General features: G+C 75.7%; 16 protein-coding genes and 1 pseudogene. 4 read left to right on the top strand and 13 right to left on the bottom strand.

Annotated elements, in window-relative coordinates; translation table 11 throughout:
* Window positions 1-117: 117 nt before the first annotated feature.
* The 3 genes from ABTW95_RS35005 to ABTW95_RS34995 all read right to left on the bottom strand — a co-directional run bounded on the left by ABTW95_RS35005 (window position 118) and on the right by ABTW95_RS34995 (window position 2,406).
* Window positions 118-1,164 (bottom strand): LLM class F420-dependent oxidoreductase, encoded by a 1,047-nt coding sequence (locus tag ABTW95_RS35005; RefSeq protein ID WP_396448235.1) that lies wholly within the window; start codon window positions 1,162-1,164, stop codon window positions 118-120.
* A gap of 77 nt (window positions 1,165-1,241) precedes the next feature.
* The gene (locus ABTW95_RS35000) at window positions 1,242-1,907 is read right to left on the bottom strand and encodes an enoyl-CoA hydratase/isomerase family protein (protein ID WP_396448236.1); all 666 of its coding nucleotides are present in this window, start codon (window positions 1,905-1,907) and stop codon (window positions 1,242-1,244) included.
* Between the two features lie 52 nt (window positions 1,908-1,959).
* On the bottom strand, window positions 1,960-2,406 hold the full coding sequence (locus ABTW95_RS34995) for a PaaI family thioesterase (RefSeq protein ID WP_396448237.1): 447 nt from the start codon (window positions 2,404-2,406) through the stop codon (window positions 1,960-1,962).
* 100 nt (window positions 2,407-2,506) lie between these two features.
* On the opposite strand from ABTW95_RS34995, the gene ABTW95_RS34990 reads away from it, so the two are divergent.
* Complete coding sequence (locus ABTW95_RS34990; protein WP_396448238.1) at window positions 2,507-3,082, top strand: TetR/AcrR family transcriptional regulator; 576 nt, start codon at window positions 2,507-2,509, stop codon at window positions 3,080-3,082.
* 27 nt (window positions 3,083-3,109) lie between these two features.
* Here the strand turns inward: ABTW95_RS34990 and aroQ are convergent, their stop codons facing one another.
* The 4 genes from aroQ to aroC are packed head-to-tail and all read right to left on the bottom strand — an operon-like array spanning window position 3,110 to window position 6,342.
* Window positions 3,110-3,559: a type II 3-dehydroquinate dehydratase gene (gene aroQ / locus ABTW95_RS34985; RefSeq protein WP_396448239.1), complete on the bottom strand. Its 450-nt coding sequence runs from the start codon at window positions 3,557-3,559 to the stop codon at window positions 3,110-3,112.
* Between the two features lie 19 nt (window positions 3,560-3,578).
* Window positions 3,579-4,652, bottom strand: a complete 1,074-nt coding sequence (gene aroB / locus ABTW95_RS34980; protein WP_396448240.1) for a 3-dehydroquinate synthase — start codon at window positions 4,650-4,652, stop codon at window positions 3,579-3,581.
* Entirely contained in the window at window positions 4,649-5,155 is a 507-nt protein-coding gene (locus tag ABTW95_RS34975) for a shikimate kinase (RefSeq protein ID WP_396448241.1), read from the bottom strand. Before ABTW95_RS34975 ends, aroB begins: the two co-directional genes overlap by 4 nt.
* An 8-nt stretch (window positions 5,156-5,163) precedes the next feature.
* Complete coding sequence (aroC, locus tag ABTW95_RS34970; protein WP_396448242.1) at window positions 5,164-6,342, bottom strand: chorismate synthase; 1,179 nt, start codon at window positions 6,340-6,342, stop codon at window positions 5,164-5,166.
* Between the two features lie 78 nt (window positions 6,343-6,420).
* Between aroC and ABTW95_RS34965 the strand changes: the two genes are divergently transcribed.
* Window positions 6,421-7,425 carry a DUF2332 domain-containing protein gene (locus ABTW95_RS34965; RefSeq protein ID WP_500228564.1) on the top strand — a complete coding sequence of 335 codons (1,005 nt, stop codon included), beginning with the start codon at window positions 6,421-6,423 and terminating at the stop codon, window positions 7,423-7,425.
* Between the two features lie 28 nt (window positions 7,426-7,453).
* Here ABTW95_RS34965 and ABTW95_RS34960 read toward each other — a convergent pair whose 3' ends face one another.
* From ABTW95_RS34960 to ABTW95_RS34935, 6 genes are read right to left on the bottom strand one after another with little or no spacing between them, the layout of a single operon-like run.
* Window positions 7,454-8,053 carry a nitroreductase family protein gene (locus tag ABTW95_RS34960; protein ID WP_396448245.1) on the bottom strand — a complete coding sequence of 200 codons (600 nt, stop codon included), beginning with the start codon at window positions 8,051-8,053 and terminating at the stop codon, window positions 7,454-7,456.
* 27 nt (window positions 8,054-8,080) lie between these two features.
* Entirely contained in the window at window positions 8,081-8,848 is a 768-nt protein-coding gene (locus ABTW95_RS34955; protein ID WP_500228563.1) for an SDR family NAD(P)-dependent oxidoreductase, read from the bottom strand.
* Entirely contained in the window at window positions 8,848-9,771 is a 924-nt protein-coding gene (locus ABTW95_RS34950; RefSeq protein WP_396448248.1) for a sulfotransferase, read from the bottom strand. Before ABTW95_RS34950 ends, ABTW95_RS34955 begins: the two co-directional genes overlap by 1 nt.
* Window positions 9,771-11,030, bottom strand: coding sequence for a DegT/DnrJ/EryC1/StrS family aminotransferase (locus ABTW95_RS34945; RefSeq protein ID WP_396448249.1), 1,260 nt, complete (start codon window positions 11,028-11,030; stop codon window positions 9,771-9,773). The genes ABTW95_RS34950 and ABTW95_RS34945 overlap by 1 nt, the downstream gene beginning before the upstream one ends.
* 31 nt (window positions 11,031-11,061) lie before the next feature.
* Window positions 11,062-13,791: a type 2 lanthipeptide synthetase LanM family protein gene (locus ABTW95_RS34940; protein ID WP_500228562.1), complete on the bottom strand. Its 2,730-nt coding sequence runs from the start codon at window positions 13,789-13,791 to the stop codon at window positions 11,062-11,064.
* Window positions 13,788-14,036 (bottom strand): hypothetical protein, encoded by a 249-nt coding sequence (locus ABTW95_RS34935; protein ID WP_500228561.1) that lies wholly within the window; start codon window positions 14,034-14,036, stop codon window positions 13,788-13,790. The genes ABTW95_RS34940 and ABTW95_RS34935 overlap by 4 nt, the downstream gene beginning before the upstream one ends.
* Before the next feature lie 195 nt (window positions 14,037-14,231).
* On the opposite strand from ABTW95_RS34935, the gene ABTW95_RS34930 reads away from it, so the two are divergent.
* The gene (locus ABTW95_RS34930) at window positions 14,232-15,092 is read left to right on the top strand and encodes a family 3 encapsulin nanocompartment shell protein (protein WP_396454877.1); all 861 of its coding nucleotides are present in this window, start codon (window positions 14,232-14,234) and stop codon (window positions 15,090-15,092) included.
* 423 nt (window positions 15,093-15,515) lie between these two features.
* Window positions 15,516-15,593 (top strand): annotated as a pseudogene (locus tag ABTW95_RS34925) (hypothetical protein); the annotation flags it as partial.

Genomic DNA, 15,593 nt, shown 5'->3' with positions numbered 1-15,593 from the left:
GCCGCGGTCGAGCGCGTCAGCGAGGAGCTCTCCAAGCTGGCCAAGGACGTGGAGGCGCCGCAGACCGCCTTATCGGCGCGCTCATAAGGGCAACACGCCGCAAGCCGACGAAGCGGGTCAGAGCTCGGCGGCCATCTCCTTGACCTTCTCGATCAGGGCGAGGCGGCCCTTGTGGTCGCCGGCGATCGGGGCGACGTTCAGCGTCGTGATCCCGGACTCCTTCATCGCGGCGAGCCGCTCGCGGACATGGCCCTCGGAGCCGATGAGCGACATCTTCTCCAGCAGTTCCTGCGGAACCTTCGCGGCGGCCTCGTCCTTCTTGCCGTCCAGATAGAGGTCCTGGATCTCCTCGGCCTCCTTCTCGAAGCCGTAGCGGCGGGCGAGGTCGTTGTAGAAGTTCTTGCCCTTGGCGCCCATGCCGCCGATGTACAGCGCCGCCATGGGACGGCCGAACTCCAGGTAGCCCTGGACGTCGTCGCCGATGGCGAGCGGGGCCTGGCCGACCACGTCCAGCTCGCCGAGCGCCGGGTCGCGCCTGGCCTTGCCGGCGGCGAGGGAGGCGCCCCACACCTCCTCGGCCTTCTCCGGCATGTAGAAGATCGGCTCCCAGCCGTTGGCGATCTCGGCGGTCTGCTCGACGTTCTTCGGGCCGATCGCGGCGACCAGGATCGGGATGTCGGCGCGCACCGGGTGGTTGATGAGCTTCAGCGGCTTGCCCAGGCCGGTGCCCTGGTCGGCGGGCAGCGGCAGCTTGTAGTACCTGCCGTCGTACTGGAGCCGCTCGCGCCGCCACACCTTGCGGCAGATCTCGATGACCTCGCGGGTGCGGCCGAGCGGCGCCGTGTAGGGGACGCCGTGGAAGCCCTCGATGACCTGCGGGCCGGACGCGCCGATGCCGAGCGTGAACCGCCCCCCGGACACGTAGTCCAGGCCCGCGGCGGTCTGCGCCATCGCGGTCGGCGTGCGCGAGTAGATGTTGAGGATGCCGGAGGCGATCTCCAGCCGCTCGGTCTTGGCCGCGATGTAGCCCATCTGGCTCACCGCGTCGAAGCTGTACGCCTCCGCGACGTAGACGATGTCGAGGCCGGCCTTCTCGTAGTCGGACAGCTCCTCGACGGTCTCCTTGAAACCGCCCGAGTAGCTGAGCGCCATCCCGATGCGCATCGGCATCCTCTCCCTAACCGAATCCGATTCCAGTCGAACGTAACCTACCCGCCGCCCCCGGTTGAGGGCGCCCCGGTTCAGGGGAGGGCGGGACCGTGCAGCGCGTCCAGCACCGGCCGGTACAGGTCCGTGCGGATCTTGGCGACCGTCCCGCCGTTCCTGCCCGCCGACGCCGCCGCCAGCTCCACGGCGGCGGCGAGGACCTCCTCCTCGGGAGCGGTCCGCTGGACGATCCCGGCGTCCCGCGCCTGCTCGGCGGTGTACCGGCGGCCGGTGAGCATGGCCTCGTGCGCGGTCGCGCGCGGCAGCCGCTCCTTGATCAGCAGGTTCATCCCCGGCGTGAAGCTCATGCCGAGGTCGACCTCGGGCAGGCAGAAGTAGCCGCGGTCGGTGCGCATCACGGCGGCGTCGTGGCACAGGGCGAGCATCGCGCCGCCCGCGAACGCGTGCCCGTTCAGCGCCGCGACGGTCGGCATGGGCAGCTCCAGGACGCGCGCGAACAGCCCGTGCACCCGCCGCAGGTACTCCTCGAACCGGTCCTGGTTGGCGCTCAGCCAGTCCAGGTCGAGGCCGTTGGAGTAGAACTTGCCGGTCCCGGCGGTGACCAGCGCGCCCGGCCCGTCGTTCTTCGCGACGGTGTCGAGCGCGTCCTCGACCTCGTCGAGGAAGCCGGGGCTGAACCGGTTCTCGCCGGCGTCGAACCGCAGGATGTGCACATCTCCGTCGCGCTGGAGGTCGATCACGAGGCTCTCCTTCTCCCGTGCCTGGGCGAACCCTTCCGCGCCCAAGCGAACCCTACTCGCCAGTAGGCGGCGGGAAGAGCAGGCACGTCGTCGTCCCGTGCGCGACGAGCCTGCCGTCGGCGTCGGTGATGCGCCCCTCGGCGGTCGCAACCTTGCGCCCGACATGGACGGTCGTCCCCTCGCACACCAGCCGGCCGCCGTCCAGCGGCACCGCCCGGACGAAGTTCACCTTGAGCTCCAGCGTCGTGTAACCGGCGCCCTCCGCCAGGGACGTGTGCACCGCGCACGCCATCGCCGAGTCCAGCAGCGTGGACATGATGCCGCCGTGCACGGTCCCGAGCGGGTTGCTGAAGTCGGGGCGCGGGGTGAGGGCGAACACGACCCGGCCGGGTTCGAGGCTCTCGGCCGTGATGCCGAGCAGGGTCCCGATGCCGTGCCCCTTCTCCGCGCCCTTGTCGAGCAGTTCCTTCAGCTGCTCCAGTCCCGCCGTGCTCTCCATCAGGCTCCCCAACCAGTAGGACGTCCGTCATAGTCACCATCTTCTATGACGACCGTCATGGGCAACGCGGGCACCGTATGATGAATGTCATAATCGAGTCATGGGGACGGACAGCCGGGAACGCATGGTGCGCAGCGCCGCCTACCTGTTCCGCGAGCGCGGCTACAGCGGCACCGGGTTCCGCGACGTCATCGCGCACAGCGGCGCCCCGCGCGGGTCGATCTACCACCACTTCCCGGACGGCAAGGCGCAGCTCGCCGAGGAGGCCGTCCGCTACGCCGGCGACTTCCTCAACGCCGGCATCCTCGCCGCCACCGAGGGCGGCGACGCCGCCTCCGCGGTGGACGCCTTCGTCGGCTGGTGGCGGCAGGTCCTGATCAGGAGCGAGTTCCGCGCGGGCTGCCCCGTCGTCGCCGTCACCGTCGAGTCCCACGACGACGCGCCCCAGCTCGCCAAGGCCGCCGCGGCGGTGTTCGGCCTCTGGCAGGACACCCTCGCGACCGGCCTCGGCAACGCCGGCGTCCCCGACCACCGCGCCGCCCGCCTGGCCCGCCTCATCGTCGCGGCCGTCGAGGGCGCCACCATCCTCTGCCGCGCCCACCGCGACGTGGCGCCGCTGGACGACGTGGTGGCCGAGCTCAAGGACATGGCGCGCCGGGCCGCCGAGGAGGAGTAGCGGCGCCCTCGCTCCGCCGGACGGTCGTCAGGCGGGGTTCTGCTCGGCGAGCAGCTCGGCTATGGCCTGCAGCGCCAGGACGTACGACATGGGGCCGAACCCGGCGATGGTGCCGGTGGCGACGCCGGCGACGACGGAGGTGTGGCGGAACTCCTCGCGGGCCGCGGGGTTGGTGATGTGGACCTCGATGAGCGGGGCGGTGCGCTGCGCCAGGGCGTCGCGGAGGCTGTAGGAGTAGTGGGTGAAGGCGGCCGGGTTCAGCACGATGGGGACGCGCTCGTCGGCGGCCTCGTGCACCCAGCGCACCATCTCGGCCTCGTCGTCGGTCTGCCGGACCTCCACGCTCAGGTCGAGGCGGCGGCCGGTGTCGCGGCAGAGTGCGGCGAGGTCGTCGAAGCTGGTCGTGCCGTACTTGTCGGGCTCGCGGACGCCGAGGCGCCGCAGGTTGGGGCCGTTCAGGACGAGCACGCGGGTCACGGGACCCTCCTCTCCGCGGTCATCGGCCGACCGCCCGGTAGGCGGCGGTGAGCAGCGCCTCGTCCGGCCCTTCGAGGCGGCCCGGCGACGCGATGCCGTCCAGGACGACGAAGCGGAGCGTCGTGCCGCGCGACTTCTTGTCGATGGTCATCGCGGCGCGCAGGCCGGGCCAGTCGGCGGCGTAGGAGACGGGCAGGCCGACCGAGGCGAGGATGTCGCGGTGCCGCTGGACGACGCCGTCCGGCAGCCGGCCGGCGAGCCGGGACAGCTCGGCGGCGTACACCATGCCGATCGCGACGGCGTGGCCGTGCCGGAACCGGTACTCCTCGGCCTTCTCGATGGCGTGGGCGAGGGTGTGGCCGTAGTTGAGGATCTCGCGGAGGCCGCTCTCCCTCAGGTCGGCCGACACCACCTCGGCCTTGACCCGGACCGCTCTTTCCACCAGCTCGCGGGTGTGCGGGCCGTCGGGGGACGCGGCGCCCTTCGGGTCGTCCTCGACCAGGCGGAGGATCTCCGGGTCGGAGATGAAGCCGGCCTTGATGATCTCGGCGAGGCCGCTGACATAGTCCTCGTGCGGCATCGTCATCAGCGTCGCCAGGTCGCACAGGACGCCGGCGGGCGGATGGAACGCGCCGACGAGGTTCTTGCCCTCGGGGACGTTGATGCCGGTCTTGCCGCCGACCGCCGCGTCCACCATGCCGAGCAGCGTCGTCGGGACGAGGACCGAGCGGACGCCGCGCAGCCACGACGCCGCGGCGAACCCGGCGAGGTCGGTGGTGGCGCCGCCGCCGACGCCGACGACGGCGTCGGTGCGGGTCATCCCGGCGCGGGCGAAGGACGACCAGAGCCCGGCGAGGACGCCGACCTCCTTGGCGGCCTCGCCGTCCGGGACGGGCAGCGCGTGGACGGTGTACCCGGCCCGCTCGAGCGCGCCGCACACCGGCCGGGCGATCCCGGGGAGGCCCTCGGCGTGGACGACGGCGACGGCGCGGGCGCGGTCGCCGACCATGGCGGGCAGCTCGCCGAGGACGCCCGTCCCGATGACGACGTCGTACGGGTCGGCGCCGCCGACGTGCACCCGGGCCGACGTCACGCCGCCTCCAGGGCCTTGACGATCTCCTCGACGATGTCGGCGGGGTCGCGGCCGTCGGTGTCGACGCCGACGGTGCCGAGCCGCTCGTAGATGGGCAGGCGCTCCTCCAGCAGCTTGCGCATCTGGCTGCGCGGGTTCAGGACCAGCAGCGGCCGCGCGGAGTTGAGCCCGACCCGCTTGATCGCCTCGGGCAGGCCGACCCTCAGGTAGACGACCGTGTGCCCGGCGAGCAGCTCCTGGGTCTCCGCGGCGAGGATCGCGCCGCCGCCCAGCGAGACGACGCCCTCGTGCTCGGCGAGGGCGGCCGCGACGGCGGCGCGCTCCAGCTCGCGGAAGCGGTCCTCCCCGTCGTCGATGAAGATCTCGCCGATCGGCTTGCCCGCGGCGGCCTCCACGTCGGCGTCGGTGTCGCGCAGCGCGACGCCGAGGCGTTCGGCGAGCGCGCCGCCGACCGTGGTCTTGCCCGAGCCGGGCGGCCCGATGATGACTGCCTTCGGTCGCATGCTCCCGCTCACTTGATCGTCAGTGCGGACAGGTAGCCGCGCAGGTTGCGCGCCGTCTCCTCGGCGGAGTCGCCGCCGAACTTCTCCACCGCGGCGTCGGCGAGGACGAGCGCCGCCATCGCCTCGGCGACGACCCCGGCGGCCGGGACGGCGGTGACGTCGCTGCGCTGGTTGATCGCCTTGGCGGGTTCGCCGGTCTTGACGTCGATGGTGTCGAGCCGCCGCGGGACGGTCGAGATCGGCTTCATCGCGGCGCGCACCCGCAGCACCTCGCCGGTCGTCATGCCGCCCTCGACGCCGCCAGCCCGGTTCGTCCGGCGGCGCACCCCCTCGGGCGTGCCGTCGATCTCGTCGTGCGCCCGCGACCCGGGCCGCCGGGCGGTGGTGAACCCGTCGCCGAGCTCGACGCCCTTGATCGCCTGGATGCCCATCAGGGCGCCGGCGAGCCGCGAGTCGAGCCGCCGGTCCCAGTGGACGTGGCTGCCGAGGCCGGGCGGGAGCCCGTAGGCGAGGACCTCCACGACGCCGCCGAGGGTGTCGCCCGCCTTCTTCGTCTCGTCGATGTGCGCGACCATCGCCGCCGACGCCGCGGCGTCGAAGCAGCGGACGGGGCTCTGGTCGACCCGCGCGAGGTCGCCGGGCCCGGGCAGGACGCCGTCGGGCGCCGCGACCTCGCCGAGCGCGATCACGTGGCTGAGGACGTCCACGCCGAGGGCCTGCTTGAGGAACGCCTTGGCGACGGTCCCGAGCGCGACCCGCGCGGCGGTCTCCCGGGCGCTGGCCCGCTCCAGGACGGGGCGCGCGTCGTCGAACCCGTACTTCTGCATGCCCGCGAGGTCGGCGTGGCCGGGGCGCGGCTGCGACAGCGGCGCGTTGCGCGCCTGGGCGGCGAGGACGCCGGCGTCGACCGGGTCGGCCGCCATGACCGTCTCCCACTTCGGCCACTCGGTGTTGCCGATCTCGATCGCGACCGGCCCGCCGAGCGTCGCCCCGTGCCGGACGCCGCCGAGGATCCGCACCTCGTCCTGCTCGAACTTCATCCGGGCGCCCCGCCCGTGCCCGAGCCGCCGGCGGCGCAGTTCCTCGGCGATGTCCCCCGAGGTCACGCGCACACCGGCCGGCAGCCCCTCCACGATCGCGGTGAGGGCCGGGCCGTGGGACTCCCCCGCGGTCAACCAGCGCAGCATGACGACGATCCTATTGACTCCGCGCGCCCGCCCGTGACGGCGTCCAGCATCTGAGAGGCTCGTCGGCGGAGGTGGGGGATGAGAAGGGCGCTGCTCGCGCAGGCGCGGGCGTCGGCCGAGCTGGGGTCGCCGATGTACGCGGAGCTGCTCCTCCGGGCGGCGGACGAGCCGGACGCGGTCGCCGGCGTGCTGGGAGACCGCACCGGCACGCGCCACATCCTGGGCATGCTCGGCACGGTGCACCGCATCGTCCTGGAGGGGCGGGCGCCGGAGCTGGCCGCGCACTACCCGACCGCGGGCGGGACGGAGGATCCGCTGCGGGCCTGGCCCGCCTTCCGGGACGTGCTCGCCGGGCACGCGGCGGAGATACGCGAGGGGCTCGCCGAACCGCCGCAGACGAACGAGGTCGGCCGGGCGGCGCCGCTGGTCGGCGGCCTGCTCACGGTCGCCGAGGCGGTCGGGCTGCCGGTCCGGCTGCTGGAGATCGGCGCGAGCGCGGGCCTGAACCTGCGGGCCGACCACTTCCGGTTCCTGTACGAGGGCGGCGCGTACGGGCCCGAGTCCCCGGTCGTCCTGGCGGACGCGTGGCGGGGCCTGCCGCCGGTGGGCGCGCCGCTGGCCGTCGCCGAGCGGCGCGGCTGCGACCCGAACCCGCTGGACGCGTCCTCCCCGGACGCGCAGCGGCGGCTGCTGTCGTACGTGTGGCCCGACCAGGCGGAGCGGGTCGCGCGGCTGCGGGCGGCGTTCGAGGTGGCGGCGCGGGTCCCGGCGGAGGTCGTGCGGATGGGCGCGGCCGACTTCCTGGACGGGCTCGCGCCGCGCGAGGGCGTCGCCACGGTCGTGTGGCACTCGACGATGCGCGCGTACCTGTCGCGGGACGAGGCCGCGCGCGTCGACCGCGGCATCGAGGAGGCGGGCGCGGCGGCCACCGCGGCGGCGCCGCTCGCCCACCTGTCGTTCGAGGGGCGCGACGCCTCCCGCCTCGACGCCGTCCAGGTGGTGACGCTGCGGCTGTGGCCGGGCGGCGAGCGCGCGGTCCTCGGCGAGGCCCCGGCGCACGGCCTCCCGACGACGTGGCTCTGACGCGGGCCGGCTCCGACGCGGGCCGGCCCTAGCGCGGGTCCTTCCAGGACTCGTACCGGACGAGGTCGCCGAAGGGCTTCCGCATCGCGCGCAGCCGGGCGGTGTCGGACGGCGGCACGGCGTCGTCGCGGGCATGGCCGATCGTGACGACGCCGACCACGGCGATGTCGTCCGGCAGGCCGAGCAGCGCCTTGAGCTCCTCCTTGCGGCGGACGGTCGCGAACCCGGTCGCGAGCCCGGCGTCGATCGCGGCGAGCTGGAGCAGCATGAGGAACGCCCCGGAGTCGACCCACCAGTAGGGGGCGGGCCACTCCAGCTCCTTGCCGTCGATGAGCTTGTCGGGCCGGGTGTAGCGGTCGTGGTAGTCGTCCTCGCGGACGCCGAGCACCATCAGCACCGGCGCCACCGACAGCCACTTCTCCCGGTAGAGGGACTCCTCGGCGAGCTCGGCGACGCGCTCGCGGGTCGCGCGCTCGGTGACCACGACGAGCCGGTGGCCCTGGCTGAACCCCGCGCTCGGCGCCTTCCGGATGACCCGGGCGATCCGGTCCACGGTCTCCGGCGGTACGGGGTCGGGGCGGTAGCGGCGCACCATCCGCCGCGCCGCGAGCACGTCGTCGAACTCCACCGTCTCCTCCGTTCTCCGCTTTCCCGCTCAGATGCCCTGGCTGAGGCCGCCGTCGACCAGCAGGACGGTCCCGGTGATGAAGCCGGCTTGCTCGCTCGCGAGGAACGCGGCGGCGGCGCCGAAGTCGGCCGGCGAGCCGAGCCGGCCGAGCGGGATCCCGGCGGCGATCTCCGCGAGGCCGGCGTTGCGGTCCGGCGCGACGAGCGCCTCCACGGCCGGGGTGAGGTGGTAGCCGGGCGCGAGGACGTTGACCGTGATGCCGGCCGGGCCCAGCTCCCGGACGAGGGTCTTGGCGAACCCGGCGAGGGCGGGCCGGACGGTGCCGGACAGGGCGAGCTTCGGCGTCGGCTGCCGCATCGTCTCCGACGCGATCATCAGGACGCGGCCCCAGCCGGCGTCCCGCATGTGCGGCACGGCCGCCTGGACGAGCGCGATGTGGGACAGCACGCACAGCTCGACCGCGTCGCGGTAGGCGTCCAGGCCGAACCCGAGGGCGGGGCCGGCCGGCGGCCCGCCCGCGTTCGTCACCAGGACGTGCGGCCCGCCGAGGCGGCCGGCGGTGTCGCGCACCCAGTCCGCGGCGGCCGCGTGGTCGCGGACGTCCAGCCGGGTGGGGACGGCGCGGCCCGGCCCGGCCGCGTCGATCTCCTCGCGGGCCGCCTCCAGCCTCGCCTCGTCGCGGCCGCAGAACGCGACGTCCGCGCCGGCGGCGGCGAGCTCGCGGGCGGTGGCCAGGCCGAGGCCGCTGGTCGCGGCGGCGACGAGCGCGACGCGGCCGCGCAGTCCGAGATCCATCAGACCTCCGCGGGGACCGGGGCGGGGACGGGACGCAGCGGGTAGCCGTATCGGGCCAGCAGCGGCGCGGCGAGCGCGGTGGCGACGGCGCGGGCGGCGGCGGGCTGGGTCCGCGTCCAGGCGTCGTCGGCCCTGACCAGGACCGGGCCCCGCCGCAGCCGGTCGGGGTTGCCGGTCACGGTGTGGTTCACGCCGAGCCGGGCGGCGCCGCCGCCGTCCACGGGCGGGTCGCCGGCGAGGCCCGCGTGCGCCATCACGCGGGCCAGCTCGGCGCGGGGGCGCGCGGCGAAGTCCTCGTAGCGCAGCCGCAGGCAGCGGCCGGGGAACGCGCGGGCGACGCGTTCGGACGCCAGGTTGAACCCCGTCCAGTAGGCGGTGCTGCGGGCCGGGCCCATCGCCGGGATGTACCCTTTCGCGCGCCGCCACGACTCGGCGGTGGCGCGCGGGTCCCGGACGACGTGCAGGACGCGGGCGTCCACGCCGGGCGCGCCGCACAGCGCGGCGGCCTCGGCGGGGAACTTGCCGGTGTCGACGACGAGCCGGGCGCCGGTCTCCGCGGCGATCGCCTCGTACAGCCGGACCAGGTCCTGGACGGCCGGGTGGGCGCGGGCGCGCCGCGCGTCGGCGAGGCGGCGGCCGGTGTGCCGGGTCCGCAGCGCGGTCCGCTGCCGCCAGGCGGCGCGTTCGGCGTGCCAGGCGGCGTCGTCCCCGGCGAGCCGCGCGATGACGGCCTTCCACAGCGGGCACGACGGGATGTCCCGCCCGCAGCCGCACAGCGAGTTGGTGCCCGCGCCGAGGACGCCGTTGGTCCACAGGTAGCGCAGCTCGCCGACGTGGACGGCGCCGGGCACCTCGCCGAGGAGGTTGCCGAGCAGCGTCGTCCCGCTGCGGCACCAGCCCGTCACGTACAGGACGCGGACCATCAGCCGCGCCCCGCCGCGGAGCCGGCGACCTTGCGGACGGCCTCGACGACGTGGTCGCGGTCCCGCTCGGTGAGGTTCGCCGACAGCGGGATGTCGACGGTCTCGTCGAGCCGCGCGGCTGTGGCGGGGTACTCGGCGCGGGCGCGCGCCGGGTCCGGGAACAGGAACCGCCAGTTCCAGAACGCGCGGACGTTGGTGTCGCCGGGGTCGCCGAGGGCGCGGGCGTCGATGCCCTCGGCGCGCAGCGCGGCGGCGGTCCAGGCGGCGCGCCGGGCGCCCGCGCCGGGCAGCCGGAACACCAGCGCCTCGCCGAGGTAGGCGCCGTCGGCGACGGGGCGGCGCAGCGCGATGCCGGGCACGCCGGCGAGCCGCGCGGCGACGTCGTCGTAGTTGCGGCGGTGGGCGGCGAGCCGGTCGGGCAGCCGGCGCAGCATCGGCCGGGCGAGCGCGGCGCGCACCTCGTCCATCCGCAGGCTGAAGATCGGCAGCGCGAGGTCGTCGACGGGCGGCGGCGGGCCGTCGAAGTGCCGCGCCATCCGCCCCTCGTAGGCGCCGGAGTAGACGGCCGCGCGGGCGTGCACGGCCGGGTCGCGGACGAGCAGGAAGCCGCCCTCGCCGGTGTTGAGCGACTTGTCGGACTGGGTGCTGAACGCGCCGGCGTCGCCGATGGTGCCGAGCGGGCGGCCGTTCAGCCGGGCGCCGAGCGCGGGCACCGCGTCCTCGACGACGGGGATGCCGCGTTCCCGGGCGAGCGCGCAGATCGCGTCCATGTCGGAGGCGAAGCCGCGCATGTGCACGACGACGATCGCGCGGACGTCGGGGGTGAGGCGGCGGCGCAGGTCGGCCACGTCCATGTGCAGGTCGTCGTCGCACTCGACGAGGACGGGCCGGTGACCGGCGAGCAGGATCGCGCTGGGCGTCGCGGCGAAGGTGAAGGCGGGGCAGGCGACGAGGGAGCCGGGCGGCAGGTCGAGGGCGAGCAGCGCGAGCGCGATCGCGGCGGTGCCGCTGGCGCAGGCGAGCGCGTGCGGGACGCCGAAGTACGCGCACAGGTCCCGCTCGAACCGGCCGGTGCGCGTCTCGGCGTACGGGCGGTGGTCGTAGCGGAAGTAGAGCCGGTCGCGGATCGCGTCGAGCGCCTCGCCGAGGTCGTCCTCGCCGATGAAGACGTCGCCCTTGTCGTAGGTCGGCCAGGGGTCGGTGCGCACCGGCGCGGCGCCGTCGATGGCGAGCAGGCCGGGCTGAACGTCCACGGTCATGTCGTCTCCTCCACGGGGAACGGGAGCTGGCTCAGGGGTTCGGGGGCGCCAGCGCGAGCACCGGGGGCACGTCGGCGGGGCGGGCGCGGCGCAGCAGCCCGTAGCCGATGCCGGACAGGCCGGCGAGCAGTCCGGGCGCGGGCGCGGGCAGGGCGGTGCGCGCCTCGCCGGGCGGGCGGGGGGCGGGCTCGCCGAGGGCGGTGAGCAGTTCCGCGAGCCCGGACGCGCCGTGGCAGAGGGAGTCGTCCGGGAGCGGGCCGCACGCGCGGGCGGTCCGGGCCGCGGCGTCGAGGGAACGCTCCAGCGCGGGCGTGCCGCCGGCGGGGTCCGGCGGGCCGGCCGGTCCGGGCAGTTCGAGCAGTTCGAGCAGGGCGAGGCCGGTGCCGGCGGCGCCCTGGCACCAGCCGGGCTCGCCGCCGGGTCCGCCGCCGGGTCCGCCGCCGGGTTCAGGGGCGGGCTCGGTGGCGGCGAGTTCACGGGCGCGGGCCGCGTGGCGGGGGTCGCCGAGCAGGGCGTGCAGGCGGGCGTGGGCCACCGCCGCGCCCGGCGCGCCGTACCCGAAGCCGGGCCCTTCCGGTTCCATCGCGTGGAGCCGCTCGCCGGCGGCGCGCGCCGCCTCTTCCGCCTCCTCGCAGGGCAGGACGGCGTGCACGGCGAGCGCGGACAGCACGGCGCCCGCCGCACCGTCCAGGACGTCGGGGCCGGCCGGTGCGGGCGGGGGGAGGTCCCGGGCCGCCTCGGCCAGGTCCGGGCGGCGGTGGACGGCGGCGGCGTGCGCGAGGTGGTAGGCGGGGCCGAGGGCCGGCACGGCCCCGGACGCGCGGCAGCGGAGGGCGACCTCTTCGGCGACCTGTTCGGCGAGCCGCGCGACCCGCGGCTCGTCCGTCACGGCGGCCAGGTAGGACAGGAACAGGCCGATGCCCGGCAGGCCGCCGTACAGGTCCAGCCCGGCGGGCGCGACCCGGCGGGACGCGGCGTCCACGACCTCGACGGTGAGCCAGCCGATGCGGTCGCCGTCCCGCACGGCCGCGGCGTCGAGCCGCCGGGCGATGGACAGGGCGGTGTCCAGCGGGCCGCGCACGCCGGACGGCCCCCGCACGGGATGCCCGGCGCGGGGGCGGGTGTCCAGCGCGGCCAGGCTCGCGTCGATGATCTCCAGCTGGGCTCCGGGGCCGTCCTCGGCCAGCGCGGCGAGCCGCGCCGCCGTCTCCGCCAGCGGCGCGGCGGGCAGCACGTCCGGCAGGCGGGTGCCGTCCTCCAGCCAGACGTCGCGGTGGCCGGGCCGGATCTCGAACACGGGCACCTCGCCGCGCCGCAGCGCGGCCTTCTCCGCCTCGATGAGCGCGTCGCGGTGCGGGACGCCGGGCCAGCCCGCCGCGAGCCGGCCGAGGCCGCGCTCGTGGACGGCGGGGTCGCGCACCGCCTCCGGCCGCCAGCCCTCCAGCAGCAGCCGGACGTAGAGGAACGTCGACAGCTGGATCAGCCGGACGGGGACGTCCGCGCAGCCGTGCAGCGGCCCGCCCGGCGCGAGCAGGCCGGTGCCGGCGGCGGCCAGCCGGCGGTGGGCGAAGACGTACCCGGCGGTCAGCGCGTCCCGGTACGGGCGCGGGTCGGCGGCCTGCCCGCCCGGCAGGCGCAGCCGCCCGGCGGGCTCGGGCACCGTCCGGTACCCGAGCCTCACCCGCATCCGGTCGGTGCCGGGGTCCTCGGCGATCGGCGTCGGGATGAGGGAGCGGCGGCCCTCGGCGATGCCGAGCGGGCTGATGTCGACGCCGAAGGGCAGCTCGGTCTCCACGTCGGGCACGACGAGCGGGCCGGGCAGCAGGCCGGTGCGCAGCACCGACCCGGCCAGCCGCTCGGCGGCCGGGTCGCCGAGCCGCGCGCGGCGCGCCTCCGGCTGCGTCCCCTCGGTGTGGAACAGGGCCTCCAGGTCGATCACCACGGGGTCGGCCCCGGCGGCGATCACGTTGTCGGCGTGCAGGTCGTAGCCGTGCACCGCGTGGGTCAGCGCGAGCAGCGCGCCCATCCGCCAGAAGAACGCGGGCAGCGCCTCCGGCTCGCAGGGGGCGGGCTCGATGAACTCGCTCCAGCCCCGGTCGCCCCTGTCCAGGAGGCGGGGGCGCCGCAGCGGGTACGGGACGCCGGGGGCGTTGAACCAGCCGAGGAGGCGGTCGAAGCACCGGTCGACGGCGAGGCTGCGCGGCTTGTAGACGACGGCGGCGCGCTCGAACCGGACGATCGCGACCGTCCGGCCGCCGCGGTGCGTCTCGGCGGACCCGAACACGACGTCGTCCAGGGCGCCGAGCGCACCGAACGCCCCGGTGAGCGCGGGCAGGTCGGCGGCGAGGTCGCGGGCGAACGCGGCGCGGGCGGCGGCCCAGGCGTCCAGCAGCCCGGCCGCCTGCCGGGCGAGGACCGGGTACTCCGCCCAGATCCGGCGCGCGGTGCCGGGGTCGCGCAGGCTCCGCACGAAGGAGGCGTAGCGGCGCTCCGGCGTCGCACCGGGCAGGCCCCGCCGCCGCGCCGCGGCGAGCTCCCGGGCCAGGGCCGGCTGGACGGCCATCGCGAGCCAGCCGGCCGGCGGGTCGCGCAGGAGCAGGGCGGCGAGCCCGTCCGGCAGGGCCGGGCCGGCGCGCAGCCGGTCGCGCAGGTCGTCCCGGGCCGCGGCGATCAGCGGACGCGCGATCTCCAGCAGGCCGAGGCCGTCCTCGCCGGCGGGGCCGCCGGGGGCTCCGGGGCGGGCCGCCGTCGCGGTGCTCATCCCGGATCACCCGGGGCGCCGCCGGCCGGCGCGTCCTCGGTCCGCGCGTCCTCGGTCCGCGCGTCCTCGGTCCGCGCGTCCGCCGCGGGCGCGCCCCCGGCCGGGGTGCGGGCGCGCAGCGGGCAGCGGGGGGCGGGGCGGGCGGCCGGGCGCGGCCCCGTCCCGCGAATGGGATCGAGCACGGGATCGAGCACGGGATCGGCGAATGCGGCGCCTCCCCCGGCTTCTTTATCCGGCTTCGGCATGTCACCTCCCCTTCCAATCCGCTAGGAAGTTGTACCATGGCCGATTTTTCTGAACAAGATCGAGCGAGGCCCTTTTAATTTCTCCTCCGGTGTGCTTACTCTCTCGGTTGGCACGGTGCAGTACCGGCAGCGTGCATTTGTCGGCCGACCCGAGATCCGGGCGGCCGCGAAAGGTGTGTCTGATGGGAGTTCTCCGTGCTGGACTACCTCATCGATGACCCCGGGCTGCGCGAGCGCGGCCCCGGCGAGGAGCTGGCCGTCGCGGTCGCCCGGGCGGCCGGCGGCGACGCCGCGGTCCGGCTCCGGGCGCCGCTGACGACGCTGTTCCCGCTGGCCTCCACCCGGCCCCGCCCGACCGTCCGGGAGCAGACCAAGGGCGGCACGGTCGCCGACCGGACCCTGCGCTACGTGCGCGAGCACCGCGCCGGCGGGGGCGGCGGGACCCGGTACGCCGCGACGCCCGAGGCGGTGTTCCGCCCGGCGGTCGCCAAGGCCGAGCTGACCGAGATCTCCGTCGCCGTCCCGGTGCCCGCCGACCTGTGCTCCGACCCCGCGCTGCTCGCCCGCTTCGTCGACCACCGCGTCATCGTCCGGCTCTGCACCGTGGAGAACGAGGTGCTGCTGCACGGCAGCGACGACGGCGCGATCCCCGGCCTGCTGCGCCTGGACGGGCTGCGCCGCCTCTCCGCCCCGCGGGCGTCCGCCGAGGCCGGCGCGGCGATGGACGCGCTGATGAACGCCTGCGCCGAGGTCGAGGAGATGGGCGGCTCGTGCGACGGGCTGGTCATGCACCCCGCCCTGTACTGGCGGCTCGTCGGCGGCGGCGCGCTGGCCGCGCTGGACGCCGCCGGGCTGCGCGTCACCCGCACCCGCATGATCGAGCGCGACCGGGTGCTGCTCGGCGACTTCCGCGCCGGCATCACCCTGCTGGACGGCGAGGAGTCGACGCTCGCGCTGCGCCGCCCGGCCGGCGACGGGGACGCGGTGATCACCGCCGCGATGCGCCTCGGGCTGGCCGTGCACCTGCCCCAGCACTTCGTGCTGCTGGCTCTCTGAGCCGCGCTCCGCTCTCCCCCGGTGCTCCCCTGGGCCCGAGCGAACGGGCCCGCGACCGCGAGGAAGGGAGGTGACCCGCATGCGCACGACCCCGTGGTGACGCTCCCCCGCCCGTCCCGTCCCATCGATATCGGGAGGTGACCCGCATGCGCACGACTCCGTGGTGATTCCCATCAGCGTCCCGACGGTTCTTCGCCCGCTGAGGAGGAAAAATGCGCACGAAGCCGTGGTAGACCATTACCGGCACTCCGCGAACGCGCGAAGGAACGCACGGAAGGCATCGCAAACAATGGCGGACCGCCGATGCCGGTGATGCCGTCCGCATTCTGCCCGGAGAAATTCGGACGCACTGATTCGCGGAAATGGGCGCCGAATCACCGATGACGGCGCAGCGGCGCCCGCGGCACCCTCCGGGGCCGCGGGCACGGCGTCGCGCCCGCCGTGCACGAGGAGGCCGCGGGCCTCAACCTGCGCACCATCGACGCGACCTGCCCGCTGGTC

The organism is Spirillospora sp. NPDC127506 (assembly GCF_040302145.1).
Classification (GTDB): domain Bacteria; phylum Actinomycetota; class Actinomycetes; order Streptosporangiales; family Streptosporangiaceae; genus Spirillospora.
This window is presented reverse-complemented; position numbering and strand designations above follow the sequence as displayed.

Coding starts and splice junctions, on each gene's coding strand:
- ABTW95_RS34965 (WP_500228564.1), top strand. CDS start 6,421: ATGAGAAGGGCGCTGCTCGCGCAGGCGCGGGCGTCGGCCGAGCTGGGG.
- ABTW95_RS34945 (WP_396448249.1), bottom strand. CDS start 11,030: ATGACCGTGGACGTTCAGCCCGGCCTGCTCGCCATCGACGGCGCCGCG.
- ABTW95_RS35005 (WP_396448235.1), bottom strand. CDS start 1,164: ATGCGCATCGGGATGGCGCTCAGCTACTCGGGCGGTTTCAAGGAGACC.
- ABTW95_RS34935 (WP_500228561.1), bottom strand. CDS start 14,036: ATGCCGAAGCCGGATAAAGAAGCCGGGGGAGGCGCCGCATTCGCCGAT.
- ABTW95_RS34955 (WP_500228563.1), bottom strand. CDS start 8,848: ATGGATCTCGGACTGCGCGGCCGCGTCGCGCTCGTCGCCGCCGCGACC.
- aroC (WP_396448242.1), bottom strand. CDS start 6,342: ATGCTGCGCTGGTTGACCGCGGGGGAGTCCCACGGCCCGGCCCTCACC.
- ABTW95_RS34950 (WP_396448248.1), bottom strand. CDS start 9,771: ATGGTCCGCGTCCTGTACGTGACGGGCTGGTGCCGCAGCGGGACGACG.
- ABTW95_RS34995 (WP_396448237.1), bottom strand. CDS start 2,406: ATGGAGAGCACGGCGGGACTGGAGCAGCTGAAGGAACTGCTCGACAAG.
- ABTW95_RS34975 (WP_396448241.1), bottom strand. CDS start 5,155: ATGCGACCGAAGGCAGTCATCATCGGGCCGCCCGGCTCGGGCAAGACC.
- ABTW95_RS34990 (WP_396448238.1), top strand. CDS start 2,507: ATGGGGACGGACAGCCGGGAACGCATGGTGCGCAGCGCCGCCTACCTG.
- ABTW95_RS34940 (WP_500228562.1), bottom strand. CDS start 13,791: ATGAGCACCGCGACGGCGGCCCGCCCCGGAGCCCCCGGCGGCCCCGCC.